The following is a 16,774-nucleotide window of genomic DNA, read 5'->3' as shown; positions in this document are numbered from 1 at the left end:
GGCGCGGAACCTTGGCTGTCTTTGTGGCGGTCCGGTGGCCTGGCGGGCCTCCGGGATATTCCGCACCATGCCTGTGCATGGAGTCCTATGGTGGGGCGGTCTCTGGCGTATTCCGGGGAGGCCGCGTCCTGCTATATTGTCTTGAAATTTTCATAAGCCTGCTCTGAGATTAAAGGTATAAAATCTGCAATACTAAGCAGCCTATTTTGAAACAAGGCCCAGCGCTGGTTTACGGGCATTGTTGTTCAATTAACGTTCGACCCCCATCATTAAGGCCCGAAGCGGCTGCATAATATTTCGAGGTGCACAAGACCATGTCTTCCGAAACCAATCCTTCTTTCCTGGTCGATGGCATCAAAACCATCGCCATACACAACGACGTAGCGCGAATCCAGTTCATGCAGCTCGGCAACGATGGCAAGCCCGAAGACGCCATGGTCTTGCTCGTGCCCCTCAAGCAAGTGGGCCAGATCAGCGAGGCGTTGAGGAACATCCGCAAGTAAACCCGCCGCCCCGTCGGCGATAGCCCGAATCCGGGCGACGGATGGGAGAACAGGAAGGAAGACGCCGACCCGCTTCGCAAGGGACCGGACCCCGGGAACCCCAAGGTTCCCGGGGTTTTTTATGCCCCGGCGCCCCCGGACCGGGGGCGGGGGCGGGGTGGGGCGGGCCGGTTATTGTTGTTGCGGGGCTTCGGGTTGGGCGGGCGCGGGCTGGGTGTTTTCCTTCTTCTTCATCCATTCCGGCCTGCCTTGGGGCGGGGTATTGCCCAGGGGACCCTCGCCGCCGCAGCCGACCAGCGCCAACGCGAGACCCGACAATACCCATCCGACCCAATATTTCTTGGACATGGAAACCTCCTCGTAGTGAATAGGGAACCGGCGCGGGCCGATTCCGCGCCGGGGTGGGTGGCCCCGCCGCTTGTTGTGCCGATTCGGTCATCGACCACGGCGCGGGCGGGGCAACGCCCTTGGATGTTACCCGCTCCACGGCGATCTTGCCCGATTTCTTGCCGTATCCGCCTATTCCTCAGGGTTCACGGCGGTATCGGCCCGCCGGCCCCGCCCAGAAAACTGTCGGGCACGCAGGCGAAATAGGCGTGGACCTGCCGGCAGCGTCCCGGCTCCGCCTCCCGGTCCGGCGGCTGTATCCAGCAAACCGCGTCCAGTGCCTTGCCCTGGCAGATGTCGATGGCGTTTTGTGGGGGCGGGTAGAGGGGATTGCTCCCGGATTGCAAACCCTGGGGAGGGCCGGGGGTGGCGGAGGGTTGCCGCGCCGCTTCCGCCATGCCGCCGCTACCCTCCATCCCGGCCGGCTCGAACCACGCCAGTCCGGCCACGGCCACCAGCGCGCCCACGCCTGACGCCGCGCCCAACGCCGGCCAGACCCAGGCAGGAAGCCGTTTCCTGGTCGATGGCGGCGCGAGGCTCGCGCCGCAACCCGCGCAGCCGAGCAGGCTCAGGCTGATATCGGTCGGCACCGTGTTGCGCTCCCCGCATTCGCGGCAGATGAGGCGCAAACGCCCTGGCGTGGACCGTTCCGGCGGGGGCGGCGGTGTCGGCCGGGGGGCCGGTGCCGCCGCTCCCCCGGCCAGGAGCAGGGCCTTGAATTCCTGGATCGTTTGCGGACGCTGTTCCGGCTCGATGGCCAAGGCCCGCATGATGGCCTGGCCCACCGCGGGCGTGATCGAGGGTTCCAATTGTTCCGGCGGCAGCACCTCGTCCCGGCGGCAGCGGTGGGTGGCCTCCTGGGGTCTTTCCCCGGTCAGGAGGTAGTACAGCGTGGCTCCGACGGCATAGATGTCGGTGGAGGGGCCGAATTCCGCCCGTTCCAGGTATTGCTCGAACGGGGCGAATCCTGGGGTCAGGATCACCGATAGGGTTTGGGCGCCGTGCCCGCCCAGGGCTTGGCGGGCGGCTCCGAAATCCAGCAGGATCGGGGAGCCGCCCTGGGTCAGATAGATATTGGCGGGTTTGATATCGCGGTGCAGAAAACCCTTGGCGTGGATTTCCGCCAAACCATCGAGGATCGGCAGGATAAAGGCCAGGGCCGTGGCCTCGGGGAGTTTGCCGCCGTTGCGTCCCAGGTATTCCGTCAGGGATATCCCTTCGTAATAATCCATGGCGAGATAGGCGGTATTATTCTGTTGGAAAAACTCCCGGACCCGGACCACGTTGGGGTGGCTGAACTTGCACAGGGTGCGGGCCTCTTGCAGGAATTGCCCCATCCCGTAGCTGAACCGCTCGCTGTCCTCGCCGCCATGGGGGACGACCTTGAGGTTCAGGGTGTCGCGGACCGCCAGGCCGCGGGGCAGGTATTCCTTGATCGCCAAGGGGGTGTGCAGCACCAAATCCAAGGCCAGATAGGTGATGCCGAAGCCGCCGGGATGGCCCAGGATGCGCCCGACCAGGAATTTGTTGTTGAGGATGGTTTGGTAGGGCAGGGCGAATACATTCCGTTGCGGGTCCGGTCGATAACCGCATTGGGGGCAGCAGGCCGAGTTGCCCTTGTCCTTCATGCAGCCCATGCATAAATCACCGAAATCATCGACATCCATAGGGGGTCCGGCTCTGTTGGGGTGGGTCGAGGGGGGTTGAAATCAGCGTTCGCGCTGTCCAGATCGAGGGATGGTATTACAGCCGGGCGGGTCCCGCATCCGCCTTCGACAGCCGCGCCCCCGGCCCGGTCCGGCCACCGTCCTCAACTTGCCCCCCCGGAAGCCAAATGTGAAAATACCCGGCCATCCGGGCGGGCCGCGAACCGCGGATTCCAAGGCCCGGCGGGCCATCGCCGCCCTGTTCTCCAATTCCAACCACGAGCCATCAGCCATGAACGATTTCTGGATCGCGCCTTCCATCCTCTCCGCCGACTTCGCCCGCTTGGGCGAGGAAGTGGCGAACGTTCTCGAATCCGGCGCGGATGTGGTCCATTTCGATGTGATGGACAACCATTACGTGCCCAACTTGACCATCGGCCCCCTGGTCTGCGAAGCCCTCCGCAAATACGGCGTCACCGCCCCCATCGACGTGCATCTGATGGTGAAGCCGGTGGACCGCATCATTCCCGATTTCCTCAAGGCCGGGGCCAGCTATATCACCTTCCACCCGGAAGCCTCCGAGCATATCGACCGCAGCCTGCAACTCATCAAGGACGGCGGGGCCAAGTGCGGCTTGGTGTTCAACCCGGCCACCCCGCTCGATGTGCTGGAATATACCTTGGCGAAGGTGGACATGATCCTGTTGATGTCGGTCAACCCCGGTTTCGGTGGCCAGAAATTCATCCCCTACGTGCTGGACAAGGCCCGCAAGGTGCGCGAGATGATCGACAACTCGGGCCGCGATATCCGCCTGGAAATCGATGGCGGCGTCGGCCCGGCCAATATCGCCGAAGTGGCGCGGGCGGGCGTGGATACCTTCGTGGCCGGTTCCGCCGTGTTCGGCGCGGGCCAGGCGGGCGACCCGAACCGTTATAACAGCATCATCAAGGCCATGCGCGACGAACTGGCCAAGGTCCGCGGCTGATGCTGCCTTCCCGGCCCGGCCTGATCGTCTTCGACCTCGACGGCACCTTGGTGGACAGCGCCCCCGATATCGCCCAGGCGGTGGATATCATGCTGGGCCGCCTGGGCCTGCCGCGGGCGGGCGAGGTCCGGGTGCGGGGCTGGATCGGCAATGGCGTCGAGATGCTGGTCAAACGCGCCCTGACCGGCGTGGCGCGGCCCGAGGGCGAGCCGCCCCGGTTCCGGGAGGCGTTGGATCTGTTCATGGATGCCTACGCCGGGCATATGTGCGACCGGAGCCGCGTTTATCCGGGCGTGATGGACGGCTTGGCGGCGATCAAGGCCGGGGGTTTCCCGACCGCCTGCGTCACCAACAAGCATTCGCGCTTCACCCAAACCCTGTTGGAACAGCTCGGCCTCGCGCCCTATCTCGATTTCGTCGGCAGTGGCGACCAATTCGGCCAGCATAAACCCCACCCGGAGCCTTTGCTCAAGACCGCCGCCCATTTCGGTGTCGCGCCTGCCCAAAGCCTGATGGTGGGCGATTCGGCCAACGACGCCGAGGCCGCGCACCGGGCCGGGTTCATGCTGGCGCTGGTGCCTTATGGGTATCATGGCGCGGTCGATCTCGCGGCTTTGGAGCCGGATGTGGTGGTGGAATCCATCGCGGACTTGCCGGGTTTGTTCGAGGTCCCCTGATTTTACTTTTGTCCACATGACTTGCATGATCCCCATGCCCCCACTCCTAGAACGATGGCGTCTCCAGCCCGCAACCCCTGAATAACCGGGCGGCGTTCCAGCGCTTGGCCCGGACCACGGCTTATCGCCGGATTCTCCCGGCCAAACCCACGATTGGAAACACCATGACGCCCGAACAGTTCCAGCACTACGCCGAGCAAGGCTATAACCGCATCCCCCTCGCCCGCGAAGTCCTCGCCGATCTCGATACCCCTTTAAGCGCCTATCTCAAGCTGGCCGACGCGCCGTACTCCTACTTGTTCGAGTCGGTCCACGGCGGCGAGCAATGGGGGCGATATTCCATCATCGGCCTGCCTTGCCGTACCGTAATCAGCGTGCGCGGGCCGGAAATCACGGTGGTCCGCGACGGCCAGCGCATCGAGACCGCCACCCCGGCCAATCCCTTGGACTGGGTCCGCGATTACGCCGCCCGCTTCCGCGTGCCCCCGATTTCGGGTTTGCCGCGTTTCAGCGGCGGCCTGGTCGGCTATTTCGGCTACGAAACCATCCACTACATCGAACCGCGCCTCGCCACCGCCAAGCCCGACCCCATCGGTGCCCCCGATATCCTCTTGATGGTGTCGGAAGACGTGCTGGTGTTCGACAACCTCAAGGGGCGGCTCCTGGTCATCACCCATGCCGATCCCGCCGAACCCAACGCCTACCCCGCCGCCCAGGACCGGCTCGATACCCTGATCCGTGGCCTGCGCCAGAACCGCCTACCCGCCCGGGAGTTCAAAGTGCCCAAGCAGGTGGAGGAAAGCGAATTCGTTTCCGGTTTCACCCAGGAGGGCTATGAGAACGGCGTCCGCCGTATCAAGGACTACATCGTCGAGGGCGATGTGATGCAGGTGGTGTTGTCGCAACGCATGTCGATTCCGTACTCGGCCCCGCCCTTGGATTTATACCGCGCCCTGCGTTGCCTCAATCCCTCGCCCTATATGTTCCATATGAACCTGGGCGCGTTCCACATCGTGGGTTCCTCGCCGGAAATCCTGGTGCGCTTGGAGGAGGGCACCGTCACCGTGCGGCCCATCGCGGGCACCCGCCGCCGTGGCCGGACCCCGGAGGAAGACACGGCCTTGGAAAAGGATTTGCTGGCCGATCCCAAGGAAATCGCCGAACACCTGATGCTCATCGACCTCGGGCGCAACGACGCGGGCCGCGTGGCCCAGACCGGCACGGTCAAGGTCACGGATAAGATGATTATCGAACGCTATTCGCACGTCATGCACATCGTGTCCAACGTGGTCGGCCAGTTGGCGGAAGGCAGCGACGCTTTCGAGGTGCTGAAAGCCACCTTCCCGGCCGGCACGGTCAGCGGTGCCCCGAAAATCCGCGCCATGGAAATCATCGCCGAATTGGAACCCGTGAAACGCGGGGTTTATTCGGGCGCGGTGGGTTATGTGGGTTGGTCCGGTAATCTCGACACCGCCATCGCCATCCGCACCGCCGTCATCAAGGACGGTACCCTGCATATCCAGGCCGGGGCGGGCGTGGTGCATGATTCCGTGCCGCTCAACGAATGGGAAGAAACCTTGAACAAGGGCCGCGCCGTATTCCGGGCGGTCGCGATGGCGGAAGCCGGGCTCGAAGGAGGACAGCCATGAAAGTCTTGATGATCGATAACTACGATTCGTTCACTTATAACCTGGTGCAATACCTGGCCGAACTCGGCGCGGAAGTCCGGGTGGTGCGCAACGACCAGATTGCGGTGGAGGAAATCGAAACCATCGACCCCGACAAGATCGTGATTTCCCCCGGCCCCTGCACGCCGAAGGAGGCGGGGATTTCGGTGGAGACCATCCGCCGTTATGCCGGGCGCTATCCGATCCTGGGCGTGTGTTTGGGGCACCAGAGTATCGGCCACGCCTTCGGTGGGAATATCATCCACGCCAAAAGTATCATGCACGGCAAAACCTCGATGGTTTATCACCATAATATCGGGGTATTCCATGGGCTGAATAATCCATTCCAGGCCACCCGTTACCATTCCCTGGTGATCGAGCAATCGACCCTGCCCGAGTGCCTGGAAATCACCGCCTGGACCGAGGATAAGGCTGGGAATATCGGGGAAATCATGGGCGTCCGCCATCGGGAGTTGGATATCGAGGGGGTGCAGTTCCATCCCGAATCGATCCTGACCGAGCAGGGGCATGAGCTGTTGGGGAATTTTTTGCGGCGGTAGACGCGACGACTGATTGTTAAAATTATGAAACCCCTAAGGGGAGAAGTTAAGAACTTAGGGGTTTTAAAATTAGAGAGGATTTAAAAAGATGGGCCAACCTATCAATGATAAACACGCGATTGAAGTGGCGGCATTTATAGTTGCATTTGAACGTCCTTTTTCGGAAAGGTCTATTGAAGCTCTTTTGGGGCTTCAAGAATTGCTAAAAGCAGATTATCCGGCATTCAATAAAATTGGGGTTTTTAAGATCAGCTTTGGTGATAAAACTGCTCCTTCACAACCTAGCAACAAGATATCTGGGGTTTTATTGCAAAAGTTTCGTACCGATGGTCGGCCTGCTTGGGCATTGCGCGTAGAGAATAATAATATAATTGTATCTTGCTTTGATTATGAGCGCTGGGAACCTTCATCATCAAAGGCTATCGAGCATTTGAAAAAAGTAATTAATATTATATATGTATATGATGAGCAAAATCCTCTTGGTATTGTTGCGTTGCAAGTAATTGACCGGTTTGTTTCCCATGATGATGGCTATGATATTGGTCATGTCTTCAATAGGAAAACGCGATATTTAACTAAACAAGCTATAGAAGCCGGTTCTCTATGGCATGTGCATCAAGGATGGTTTAGAGAGGAAAAAACTGTGGATGTTAAATATTCATGCCTTAATACGCTTAATGTGAGTGCTAGCTCTGGCCCGGTAGGGTTAATTAGCACAATTGACCATACTCTTGAATGTCGTTTTAAACAAGGGCTTTCTGTATGTGAGGCTTTAGATGAAGATTTTTTGAGGGATATTTTTGGTCTTTTGCATGGTTATAATAAGGATGTGGTTGGGGATTTGCTTAATAGCCGCCAAAAAAAGAGGATAGGACTATGAGTTCAACATTAAATCCTATGGTTTCTCCTTACGGAGTTTGCAATCTTGTAACGGCATCGAGCTTTGCCATGTCTGTTGCCGCCTTAAACATGTTGCCGACAACAACTTTACCTTACGTTTCTGAATTTGAATTTGAGATTGAAGTGATGACTTCAACTCTTAGTAGTCAGGTCAAAAGCTATGCTGAGCTTGGCTTAATTCTATCTGAATATAAAATTTCCAATGGCGATTGGGATTTAGCTAAAGACTTGTTGAAAAAAAATCCTGACTTAAAGATATTTATAAATAAACTTCCATCCATTTTAAATTTGGTATATGGTGAGGAAATCGAAAAAAGGCTGAATGTATTGACTGATCCTGATACAGCAGAATTATTGATTGAAATTTCATTATATACGGGACTGCCTCTAGATCAAGATTTTGATGAGAAAGAAGGGCGTTTATTCGATTTAATTGAAGAAGCGGGATTATCAGCGGGTTTGCGGCATGTCATCATCTCGCAGCGTTAATACCGGCTCACCAGTTTTTGATTTCGCCGAGTTTTACGTTCTGGCAAGCTGGCTTTATAACACCCAGACCGAACCCCATCGGGAAACCATAAAACGGACCATCATCGGACGTGCTTATTATGCCGCGTTGATTTGTGCGCGTGATTTTACCGGGGCCGCTACAACTGGGTCGCAAGGGCATAAAGCGGTGGTCGATGCATTGAAGCGGAGAAATTCACTGGCGGGGAATAACCTGGATGCGCTCCGCCAATTACGCCACAAAGCCGATTATGAAGCCGCCGCCATCATCGCGGATAGGGATGTGGGAATTGCTTTGCGGAATTCCTTGATAGTACTGAACGAGGTGGGTAAAACCTTCGCTGGCGGGAAACCCTATACCGCAGATTTTCTGGACCCGTCGAAGTTTATGGCGCGTAGCCAATAACCCCGGAATTTTTGTCCACCCTGCTGAACCATCACTGTTCGATCATCCCAAGGAACCCCCATGGACATCCCCGCCCTCCTCCAAACCCTCCTCGATAAACAAGACCTCGACCCCTCCCAGATGCGCGGGGCCATGCGCACCATCATGAGCGGCGGCGCGACCCCCGCCCAGATCGGCGCGTTCCTGGTGGCGCTTAGGGCCAAAGGCGAGAGCGTCGGCGAAGTGGTCGCCGCCGCCAAGGTCTTGCGGGAAATGTCCACCAAGGTGCCGGTCAAGGATGCCCACCTGATCGACACCTGCGGCACCGGCGGCGACGGTGCCCGCACCTTCAATATCAGCACCGCCAGCGCCTTCGTGGTCGCCGCCGCCGGGGCCAAGGTCGCCAAGCACGGCAGCCGTTCCGTCTCCAGCAAATCCGGCAGCGCCGACGTGCTGGAAGCGGCGGGCGTCAACCTGGACCTGACCCCGGACCAAGTGCGGGCCTGCATCGAGGAAGTCGGCCTCGGTTTCCTGTTCGCCCAGCGCCACCATGGCGCGATGAAATACGCCATCGGGCCGCGCCGCGAACTCGGCATCCGCACCATCTTCAACCTGTTGGGACCGCTCACCAACCCGGCGGGCGCGAGCCATCAACTGGTCGGCGTGTATTCCGAAGCCTGGATCGAACCCCTCGCCAACGCCCTGCGCGAACTCGGCAGCAGCCACGTCCTGGTGGTCCACGCCGACGATGGGCTGGACGAGATCAGCATCGGCGCTCCCACCCAGGTCGCCGAGCTGCGGAACGGCCAGATCGAAACCTACACCCTGGCCCCGGAACGCTTCGGCCTGGAACGCGCCCCGCTGGCGGTCCTCGCCGTCGATACGGCGTTGGAAAGCCTGCGCATGGTGCGCGGCGTCCTGGGCGGCGCGCCCGGCCCGGCCCGCGATATCGTGCTGCTGAACGCCGGGGCCGCGATCTACGCCGCCGATTTGACCGACAGCCTGGAAGCGGGCGTCGAACGCGCCAAATCCGCCATCGACAGCGGCGCGGCCCGTGCCAAGCTCGACCAACTCATCCATTTCACCCAAGCCTTCGCCAAGCCATGAGCCAGACCCCCGATATCCTCCAGAAAATCCTCCGCCGCAAAGCCGAGGAAATCGCCCAACGCCTCGCCCTGGTGACCTTGCAGGAGATGCTGCGACGCGCCGCCGCCGCCGATGCCCCGCGTGGGTTCGTGGATGCGCTGCGGGCCAAGGTCGCGGCGGGCCTCCCCGCCGTGATCGCCGAGATCAAGAAAGCCTCGCCCAGCAAGGGCGTGATGCGGCCCGAGTTCTATCCCGCGGCAATCGCCCGGAGCTATGCGGACCATGGCGCGGCCTGCCTCTCGGTGCTGACCGACCGGGATTTCTTCCAGGGTTCGGAGGATTATTTACAGGAAGCCCGCGCCGCCTGCGCCCTGCCGGTGTTGCGCAAGGATTTCACGGTCGATCCCTATCAGGTGGTCGAGGCCCGCGCCATCGGGGCCGATTGCATCCTGTTGATCGCCGCCGCGCTGGACGATGCCCGCATGAAGGAACTGGCCGACCTCGCCAGCGAGTTGGGGATGGATGTGCTGGTCGAGGTCCATGACGCCGCCGAACTGGAACGCGCCCTGAAGCTGGACCTGCCCATGATCGGCATCAACAACCGCAACCTCCGCAGCTTCGAGGTCCGTCTGGAAACCACGCTGGAACTCCTGGCGATGATCCCGGACGGGCGCTTGGTCGTGACCGAAAGCGGCATCCTGGCCCCGGAGGATGTGGCTGCGATGCGGGACCGGGGGGTGCATACCTTCCTGGTGGGCGAGGCGTTCATGCGGGCGGCGGAGCCGGGGGAAAAGCTGGCGGGGTTGTTCGGGTTTTAGGCGCGGGCCGGAGTTCCGGCGGGCAAAAAAAAGCGTCCGCCGGACCATCGCGAGGAGAGGGCGATGGGAGGCTGGACGCTGTCGCAAGGAACTTCCGCGCCGCCATTAGCGCTTGAAGGGGGTGCGTTTATACAAGCGGATTCCGTGCCAAACAGGCAAAGGACGGCGGGGCCGGAAATCCTGGGGAATCCATGGGAGGGCGGCGGCGTTTTTGCACCATCATCGGGCAAGAATGCCCGGAAGTTTGCCCAAGGCTCAACGTAGCCGTCTGCCGCTCACCGCTTCGTAGATCGGCGTGGGACCGCTGGCCCCGCCCAAGCGGCCCGGCACCAGCAGCGCGTCGGTGGCGGGGAAATGCTTGCGGAGGGCGAGCGGGCCGCGGGCCGGGGGTTGCCCGCTCTTGTTGGCGCTGGTCGAGACCAAGGGACCGCCGAAGGCCCGGCACAAGGCCGCCGCTCCCGGATGCGCCGTGACCCGCACCGCCAGGTTGCTGGATGCGCCCCGCAGCCAATCCGGCACCCAGGCCGCCGCCGGGACCACGAAGGTCACGGGGCCGGGCCAGGCGGCGAGCAGGCGGTCGCGGACCTCGGGTCCGGGGAGGTGGAGGAAAGGTTCGACCTGGGCGAAAGCGGCGGCGATCAGGATGAAGCCCTTGGCGGCGGAGCGGCCCTTGAGGTCCAACAGGCGCTGGACCGCGTCCGGGTTCAGGGGATCGCAGCCCAGGCCGTACACGCCCTCGGTCGGGTAGGCGATGAGGCCGCCCCGGCGCAGATGCCGGGCGGCGAATCGGGCTTGGAACGGGGCGATCAAGGCGGCTCCGGCGGGTTAGGCCTCGGAGGTTTCTTCCAGCGGCTCGCCTTCGTAGGGTACGGCGTAGTCGCAGTCCTTTTGCGGGCAGACCTTCTCGGTGCCGCGGCGCTTGGTGGTCTTCAGGGTGAGGATGGGCCAGCCGCATTTGGGGCAGGGTTCTTTGAGCGGCGGATTCCAGGCCGCGTACTTGCACTTGGGATAGGTCGGGCAGGAATAGAACAGCTTGCCGAACCGCGATTTGCGCTTGATGAGGTTGCCCTTGTGGCATTCCGGGCAGGGCACGCCGGTGTCCTCGGGTTTCTCCAAGGGTTCGATGTGCTTGCAGGTGGGGTAGGCGCTGCACCCGATGAATTTGCCATAGCGGCCCGTTTTGATCGCCAGCGGTGAATCGCACAGCGGGCAGGTTTTGCCTTCGACGATCTCGGGGGGTGGTGGCTCGGCATCCTCTTTGAGGTTGCGGGTGTATTTGCAGGTCGGGTAGTTGGTGCAGCCCACGAAGCGGCCATTGCGTCCCAGCCGGATCGACAATTGGCTACCGCACTCGGGGCATTGTTCGTCCAATTGCTCGTGGGTCACGTCGGCCCGCTTGAGGCTTTCGTCCTTGGTTTCGATCAAGGACTTGAACGGACCCCAGAATTCCCGCATCAACGGCACCCATTGCTTCTCGCCACGGGAGACGGCGTCGAGGTCGTCTTCCAGCAGGGCGGTGAAGTTGTAGTCCACGTATTGGGTGAAATGCTCGGTCAGGAACTTGTTGACCACGCTGCCCACGTCGGTCGGTCGGAAGCGCTTGTTTTCCAGCTCGACATAATGGCGCTGCTGCAAGGTGGAAATGATGGCGGCATAGGTGGAGGGACGACCGATGCCGTATTCCTCCAGGGTTTTGACCAGGCTGGCCTCGGTGTAGCGCGGGGGTGGCTCGGTGAAATGCTGGCCCGCGATCACCTCCAGGAGGTCGAGGGTTTGGCCTTCCTTCAGCGTGGGCAGGAAGCCTTCCTCGTCCTCGCTGGCCGCGCCATCGTCCCTGCCTTCGAGATAGACGCTCATGAAGCCCGGATTGACCACGGTGGAGCCGGTGGCGCGGAACACGCCTTTAGCGCCGCAGGCCAGGTCGGCGGACACGGTCTTGATGGTGGCGTGGATCATCTGGCAGGCCACGGTGCGCTGCCAAATCAGGTTGTAGAGCTTGTATTGCTCGAGGCTCAGGAACGGCTTGACCTTGTCCGGCAGGCGCAGGGCGGAAGTCGGGCGGATGGCCTCGTGGGCTTCCTGGGCGTTCTTGCTCTTGGTCTTGTACTGCGGCGGGGTCTTGGGCAGTTTGTCTTCGCCGAAGCGGGAAGCGATGAGGTCGCGCAGTTCCTGCACCGCCTCGTTGGCGAGGTTGACCGAATCGGTACGCATATAGCTGATGAGCCCCACGCTTTCGCCGCCGAGGTCGATGCCCTCGTAGAGCTGCTGGGCGATGGTCATGGTGCGCTTGGTGGTGAAACCGAGCTTGCGGGCGGCTTCCTGCTGCATGGTGGAAGTGGTGAAGGGCGCGGCGGGATTGCGCTTGCGTTCCTTCTCCTCCACCTTGGCGACCAGGAGCTTGCCCTGGGCGGCGGCGATCAAGGCGTCGCGGGCGGCATAGGCCTCCGCTTCCTGGGTGAGGCTGAATTGCTCCTGCTTCTCCCCGTCCAGATGGGTGAGGCGGGCCTTGAGGTTTTGCCCCTCGACCGCGGCGGTGGCTTCGATGGTCCAGTATTCGCGGGTGGTGAAGCGTTCGATCTCTTGTTCGCGCTCGACGATCATGCGCAGGGCGGGACTTTGCACCCGGCCCGCCGAGAGGCCGCGGCGGATTTTCTTCCACAGCAAGGGCGACAGCTTGAAGCCGACCAGATAATCCAGGGCGCGGCGGGCCTGCTGGGCATTGATGAGGTCGGTCGAGAGCGGCTTGGGATGGGCGATGGCTTCGGTTACCGCCCGCTTGGTGATTTCATGGAACACCACCCGGTGGACGGGTTTGTCGTCCAGGAGCTCGCGTTCCTTGAGCAGTTCGTAGATATGCCAGGAAATGGCCTCGCCTTCGCGGTCGGGGTCGGTGGCGAGGAACAGCACGTCGGCCTTGCGGATGGCCTTGGCGATGGCCTGGACGTGCTTTTCGTTCTTCTCGATGACTTCGTATTTCATCGCGAAACCGTTGTCGGGATCGACCGCGCCCTCCTTGGGCACCAGGTCGCGCACATGGCCGTAGGAAGCCTGCACCTGGAAGTCCTTGCCCAGGTACTTCTCTATGGTTTTGGCTTTGGCCGGCGATTCGACTATGACCAGATTCTGACTCATCGAACTCTAGCTTGGGACTCGGCGGGAACGGACGGGCGTTCCCGGCGTTGAATAGGGCCATCCCCACGGGATGGAAGATGCCGCCGGACGGCGGGGATTCGTTAGGGGATCAATGCAGATAGGTGGGCAGGGTTTCGTAGACCAGCGTTTCCATGCGGGCGAAGGCGATTTCCTCGTCCGGCTGGCTGAACAACACCATCAGCACCACCCACTTGAGGTTTTCCAGCGAGATGGATTCCTCGTTGAAGGCCATGACGCGGTCGATCACCAATTCGCGGCTTTCGGGGGTGAGGATGCCGCTTTGCTCTAGGAACAGGAGGAGGCCACGGCATTCGGCGTCGAGCTTGGCCATTTCCTGTTCGCAGAACACCCGGAACGCGGGGGAGGACACCGATTTGATGGCGTGGCGCTCGGTGAGCGATTCCAGCCAGTCGAACGCCTTGTTGATTTCCGGTTGCGGAAAGCCGGCTTCGAGCAATTCGGTGCGGATCACGTCGGGATCGGGCGCCGGATCGATTTCCCCGTCCATATAGTTCTCGAACAGGTAAATCAACACATCGAATACGTTTTCTTTCATCATCTAGTGATCTCACGCTGGGTGGATAACGGGCTGGGGCTTTATTTGATCCGGACGTAGCATCCTCCGGGCGCGGATTCCACGTAGCCTTGCAGTTCGAGCATCAGCAACGTGGCGGCGATGGACTCAGGACTCTCCCCAGTGACCGCCACTAGAGTATCCACGGAGGTTGGGTCGTACGCAATAAATTTCAAGAGCGCCCAATGGGGTTCGTCGCCGGAGGGCGCGGGCAACGGCGGGGGTTCCGGGCGTCCGGGCAGGGTTGTCGGGCCGAATTCCTCGACGATATCCCGTACCGATTGCACCAGTTTGGCACCCTCTTGGATGAGGTCGTTGCAGCCCTTGGAAACCGGGCTATAGATCGAACCCGGCACGGCGAACACTTCGCGGCCCTGTTCCAGGGCCAGCCGCGCCGTGATGAGCGAGCCGGATTGCTCGGCGGCCTCGACCACCAAGGTGCCGAGGGCCAGGCCGCTGATGATGCGGTTGCGGCGCGGGAAATTGCCGGCCTTGGGTTCGGTGCCGGGCGGGAATTCGGAAAGGATGGCACCGCCCCGTTCGACGATTTCCTGGGCCAGGGCGCGATGCTGGCGCGGGTAGATTTGATCGGGACCGGTACCGGCGACGGCGAGGGTGATGCCGTTGCCGTCCAGGGCGCCGCGATGGGCGGCGGCATCGATGCCCAGGGCCAAGCCGCTGACCACCCCGTAGCCCGCCGCCGCCAACTCCCGCGCCAGATGGTGCGCCGCTTTGCGCCCCGAGGCCGAGGGATTGCGGCTGCCGACCATGGCGACCTGGCGCGAGGCCAGCGCCGCCGGTTCGCCCACGACGAACAACAGCGGCGGCGGGTCGGCGATTTCGCGGAGCAGGGCGGGATAGCGGGGATCGTGCAGGGTCAGGCAGTGGCGTTGGGAGCCGTTCAGCCAATCGAGGTCGTGGGCGACGGTGCCCCAGTCCGGGTTCTGGAAATAAGCGATGGTTTTCTCGGGGATTTTCAGCGCGGTCCAGGCGGCGGTACCGGCCTCGAACACCGCTTTGGGCGTGCCGAAATGGGAAAGGAGCGAAGCGAAACGGCGGCTACCGATCAGCGGTGCCCGGTGCAGGGCCAGCCAATAGCGTAGATCGGAGCCGCTGTGCCCAGCCAAGGTCAGGGCGTTTGCACGGCGTCGAGGACGTGCAGGGCACGGGAGGCGTGCATGACCAGGGCATAGCTGACCCGCTCATAAGGCCGGAACACCATCAGCAACCCGGCTTTTTGCTCCGGCGTATTGACGGTTTCGCCGCTGTAAGGGCCGATGAGGTCGCGGACCATCGTCCCGCGTTGCAGGATTTGCAGGACGTGCCCGACTTCGATGCCGTCGGCGGTACCCCGGTCCAAGGCGACGATGGAATATTGGCCGATTTGATCGACGCCGTTGACGACGCCGACGATATGGCCCCGGACCTTGGACTTCGGTGCGTGGGGTTGGAAGGACAGGCGCAATGGTTCCGAACGCAGGGGCAGCAGGCGGTCGCCGATCCGGGCTTCCTGCTCGGTGCGCTCGATGAACAAGGTCGCCGGGTCGCCGACCTGCTCCACATGGGCGTCGCCGATATAAACAGCCTCGTAGCCCAGGATTTCGCCGGTGTCGGGGTCCTTGTAGGGATTGCCGCTGCGCAGCACGGTGTAGGCCGTGGGCGCGCCTTCGCCGATGGAACGCACAAACATGCGGTTGCCATAGCCACCGACGATATGCTCGTCGGCGAAGGCCACCACATAGGGGGCTTGCTTCAGTTCATCCGGTCCCACCACCTGCGGCCGCGACAGGAATGGATGCACGATGTTCATGGGGATGGTGGGGATCGCCTGGGAGATGGGCTTGGAGCGGATGCGCGGGCTCAGCTTTTGTTCGTCGGGGGCGCTGTCTTCGTAAGCGGGAGCGTTGTCGTAACCGGCGTTTTCCAGGCCGATCTGGGGGACGCCGTTGACGTAGCTCAAGACCAGCGTATCGCCTGGGTAGATCAGGTCGGGATTGCGGATCTCGGGATTGATATGCCAGATTTCCGGCCATTGCCAAGGCCGGTTGAGGAAGCGCCCGGCGATATCCCACAGGGTGTCGCCTCGGACCACGGTGTAGCGGTCGGGATGGTTGGGGTTCAGTTCGAGGGTGTCGGCGGAGGCGAAGCCGCCGGACAAGCAGAGCGCCAAGGCGAGGCGGGATAACACCGACCAAACGCGCCGCGTCGAATACGAACGCCATGGCCGGGTGAATCGGGGGGAATTCAAGCGGAAGGGGATAGCCATGGGGTTCGCGCAACTTTCATGGAGTGGTGGGGGTCTGTCGTGGAACGGCATTCAAAGTCTAGTGTGATTTCGCTAGAATTCCATCCAATTCTATACAGTGCTTTCCGGTTAAGAAACATGGCTACTTTAACCATCCTCGAATTCCCCGACGAACGGCTCCGCAAAAAAGCCGTTCCCGTGGAGGTGGTGGACGATTCCATCCGGCGTTTGATCGACGACATGCTCGAAACCATGTACGCCGCGCCGGGCGTGGGTTTGGCCGCGAATCAGGTGAACGTGCAAAAGCGCGTGATCGTGATCGATACCTCCGAGGACAAAAGCTCGCCGCTCTGCCTCGTCAACCCGGAATTGCTCGAAAAGAGCGGCATCGGCGAAATGGACGAAGGCTGCCTCTCGGTCCCCGGCATCTTCGAGAAGACCAGCCGCGCCGAAAAGGTCAAGGTGCGGGCCTTGGGCCGCGACGGCCATTCCTTCGAGCTGGAGGCCGAAGGATTGCTGTCCGTGTGCATACAGCACGAGATGGACCATCTGGAAGGCAAGCTGTTCGTCGATTACCTCTCGCCCCTCAAGCGTCAACTGGTCCGCAAGAAGCTCAAGAAGGAACAACGCCAACGCGCCGGCCAAAGCCCTAAAGCGGGCGGCAAAGCGGCGGCGATCTGA

The 16,774-nt window shown here is 61.4% G+C and carries 18 protein-coding genes; 11 read left to right on the top strand and 7 right to left on the bottom strand.

Annotation, left to right across the window (positions count from 1 at the left end; all coding sequences use genetic code 11):
* Nucleotides 1–314 precede the first annotated feature (314 nt).
* Complete coding sequence (locus K5658_RS18340) at nt 315–503, top strand: hypothetical protein (RefSeq protein ID WP_221064532.1); 189 nt, start codon at nt 315–317, stop codon at nt 501–503.
* A 171-nt stretch (nt 504–674) separates the two neighbouring features.
* On the opposite strand, the gene K5658_RS18335 is transcribed toward K5658_RS18340, so the two are convergent.
* Nucleotides 675–851: a hypothetical protein gene (locus K5658_RS18335; protein WP_221064531.1), complete on the bottom strand. Its 177-nt coding sequence runs from the start codon at nt 849–851 to the stop codon at nt 675–677.
* Nucleotides 852–1,036: 185 nt separating this feature from the next.
* Entirely contained in the window at nt 1,037–2,557 is a 1,521-nt protein-coding gene (locus tag K5658_RS18330) for a serine/threonine protein kinase (RefSeq protein ID WP_221064530.1), read from the bottom strand.
* A 271-nt stretch (nt 2,558–2,828) separates the two neighbouring features.
* On the opposite strand from K5658_RS18330, the gene rpe reads away from it, so the two are divergent.
* The 9 genes from rpe (at nt 2,829) to trpC (ending at nt 10,121) form a co-directional block, all read left to right on the top strand.
* Nucleotides 2,829–3,521 carry a ribulose-phosphate 3-epimerase gene (gene rpe / locus K5658_RS18325; protein ID WP_221067026.1) on the top strand — a complete coding sequence of 231 codons (693 nt, stop codon included), beginning with the start codon at nt 2,829–2,831 and terminating at the stop codon, nt 3,519–3,521.
* Entirely contained in the window at nt 3,521–4,198 is a 678-nt protein-coding gene (locus tag K5658_RS18320) for a phosphoglycolate phosphatase (protein WP_221064529.1), read from the top strand. The genes rpe and K5658_RS18320 overlap by 1 nt, the downstream gene beginning before the upstream one ends.
* A gap of 164 nt (nt 4,199–4,362) precedes the next feature.
* Nucleotides 4,363–5,847 carry an anthranilate synthase component I gene (gene trpE, locus K5658_RS18315; protein ID WP_221064528.1) on the top strand — a complete coding sequence of 495 codons (1,485 nt, stop codon included), beginning with the start codon at nt 4,363–4,365 and terminating at the stop codon, nt 5,845–5,847.
* Nucleotides 5,844–6,425, top strand: coding sequence for an anthranilate synthase component II (locus K5658_RS18310; protein ID WP_221064527.1), 582 nt, complete (start codon nt 5,844–5,846; stop codon nt 6,423–6,425). The genes trpE and K5658_RS18310 overlap by 4 nt, the downstream gene beginning before the upstream one ends.
* Nucleotides 6,426–6,513: 88 nt before the next feature.
* Nucleotides 6,514–7,305 carry a TIGR04255 family protein gene (locus tag K5658_RS18305; protein WP_221064526.1) on the top strand — a complete coding sequence of 264 codons (792 nt, stop codon included), beginning with the start codon at nt 6,514–6,516 and terminating at the stop codon, nt 7,303–7,305.
* A complete protein-coding gene (locus K5658_RS18300; RefSeq protein ID WP_221064525.1) occupies nt 7,302–7,814 on the top strand; it encodes a hypothetical protein in 513 nt (170 codons plus the stop codon). The genes K5658_RS18305 and K5658_RS18300 overlap by 4 nt, the downstream gene beginning before the upstream one ends.
* A complete protein-coding gene (locus K5658_RS18295; protein ID WP_221064524.1) occupies nt 7,792–8,238 on the top strand; it encodes a hypothetical protein in 447 nt (148 codons plus the stop codon). Before K5658_RS18300 ends, K5658_RS18295 begins: the two co-directional genes overlap by 23 nt.
* 60 nt (nt 8,239–8,298) lie before the next feature.
* The gene (trpD, locus tag K5658_RS18290) at nt 8,299–9,324 is read left to right on the top strand and encodes an anthranilate phosphoribosyltransferase (RefSeq protein WP_221064523.1); all 1,026 of its coding nucleotides are present in this window, start codon (nt 8,299–8,301) and stop codon (nt 9,322–9,324) included.
* The gene (gene trpC / locus K5658_RS18285) at nt 9,321–10,121 is read left to right on the top strand and encodes an indole-3-glycerol phosphate synthase TrpC (RefSeq protein WP_221064522.1); all 801 of its coding nucleotides are present in this window, start codon (nt 9,321–9,323) and stop codon (nt 10,119–10,121) included. The genes trpD and trpC overlap by 4 nt, the downstream gene beginning before the upstream one ends.
* Nucleotides 10,122–10,376: 255 nt before the next feature.
* On the opposite strand, the gene tsaC is transcribed toward trpC, so the two are convergent.
* From tsaC to K5658_RS18260, 5 genes are all read right to left on the bottom strand, one after another.
* Nucleotides 10,377–10,931, bottom strand: a complete 555-nt coding sequence (tsaC, locus tag K5658_RS18280) for an L-threonylcarbamoyladenylate synthase type 1 TsaC (RefSeq protein ID WP_221064521.1) — start codon at nt 10,929–10,931, stop codon at nt 10,377–10,379.
* 15 nt (nt 10,932–10,946) lie between these two features.
* Nucleotides 10,947–13,253, bottom strand: coding sequence for a type I DNA topoisomerase (gene topA, locus K5658_RS18275; protein WP_221064520.1), 2,307 nt, complete (start codon nt 13,251–13,253; stop codon nt 10,947–10,949).
* A gap of 109 nt (nt 13,254–13,362) precedes the next feature.
* Nucleotides 13,363–13,830: a Smg family protein gene (locus K5658_RS18270; RefSeq protein ID WP_085216169.1), complete on the bottom strand. Its 468-nt coding sequence runs from the start codon at nt 13,828–13,830 to the stop codon at nt 13,363–13,365.
* 41 nt (nt 13,831–13,871) lie between these two features.
* Entirely contained in the window at nt 13,872–14,975 is a 1,104-nt protein-coding gene (gene dprA, locus K5658_RS18265; RefSeq protein ID WP_221064519.1) for a DNA-processing protein DprA, read from the bottom strand.
* 2 nt (nt 14,976–14,977) lie between these two features.
* On the bottom strand, nt 14,978–16,114 hold the full coding sequence (locus K5658_RS18260; RefSeq protein ID WP_221064518.1) for a LysM peptidoglycan-binding domain-containing protein: 1,137 nt from the start codon (nt 16,112–16,114) through the stop codon (nt 14,978–14,980).
* Nucleotides 16,115–16,231: 117 nt separating this feature from the next.
* Here K5658_RS18260 and def point away from each other — a divergent pair, with 117 nt between their 5' ends.
* Entirely contained in the window at nt 16,232–16,774 is a 543-nt protein-coding gene (gene def / locus K5658_RS18255) for a peptide deformylase (protein ID WP_221064517.1), read from the top strand.

The organism is Methylomagnum ishizawai (genome assembly GCF_019670005.1).
Classification (GTDB): domain Bacteria; phylum Pseudomonadota; class Gammaproteobacteria; order Methylococcales; family Methylococcaceae; genus Methylomagnum; species Methylomagnum ishizawai.
The sequence above is the reverse complement of the archived record's forward strand: the minus strand, read 5'-3'. Positions and strand labels throughout refer to the sequence as shown.

Coding starts and splice junctions, on each gene's coding strand:
- K5658_RS18340 (WP_221064532.1), top strand. CDS start 315: ATGTCTTCCGAAACCAATCCTTCTTTCCTGGTCGATGGCATCAAAACC.
- K5658_RS18335 (WP_221064531.1), bottom strand. CDS start 851: ATGTCCAAGAAATATTGGGTCGGATGGGTATTGTCGGGTCTCGCGTTG.
- K5658_RS18330 (WP_221064530.1), bottom strand. CDS start 2,557: ATGGATGTCGATGATTTCGGTGATTTATGCATGGGCTGCATGAAGGAC.
- rpe (WP_221067026.1), top strand. CDS start 2,829: ATGAACGATTTCTGGATCGCGCCTTCCATCCTCTCCGCCGACTTCGCC.
- K5658_RS18320 (WP_221064529.1), top strand. CDS start 3,521: ATGCTGCCTTCCCGGCCCGGCCTGATCGTCTTCGACCTCGACGGCACC.
- trpE (WP_221064528.1), top strand. CDS start 4,363: ATGACGCCCGAACAGTTCCAGCACTACGCCGAGCAAGGCTATAACCGC.
- K5658_RS18310 (WP_221064527.1), top strand. CDS start 5,844: ATGAAAGTCTTGATGATCGATAACTACGATTCGTTCACTTATAACCTG.
- K5658_RS18305 (WP_221064526.1), top strand. CDS start 6,514: ATGGGCCAACCTATCAATGATAAACACGCGATTGAAGTGGCGGCATTT.
- K5658_RS18300 (WP_221064525.1), top strand. CDS start 7,302: ATGAGTTCAACATTAAATCCTATGGTTTCTCCTTACGGAGTTTGCAAT.
- K5658_RS18295 (WP_221064524.1), top strand. CDS start 7,792: ATGTCATCATCTCGCAGCGTTAATACCGGCTCACCAGTTTTTGATTTC.
- trpD (WP_221064523.1), top strand. CDS start 8,299: ATGGACATCCCCGCCCTCCTCCAAACCCTCCTCGATAAACAAGACCTC.
- trpC (WP_221064522.1), top strand. CDS start 9,321: ATGAGCCAGACCCCCGATATCCTCCAGAAAATCCTCCGCCGCAAAGCC.
- topA (WP_221064520.1), bottom strand. CDS start 13,253: ATGAGTCAGAATCTGGTCATAGTCGAATCGCCGGCCAAAGCCAAAACC.
- K5658_RS18270 (WP_085216169.1), bottom strand. CDS start 13,830: ATGAAAGAAAACGTATTCGATGTGTTGATTTACCTGTTCGAGAACTAT.
- K5658_RS18260 (WP_221064518.1), bottom strand. CDS start 16,114: ATGGCTATCCCCTTCCGCTTGAATTCCCCCCGATTCACCCGGCCATGG.
- def (WP_221064517.1), top strand. CDS start 16,232: ATGGCTACTTTAACCATCCTCGAATTCCCCGACGAACGGCTCCGCAAA.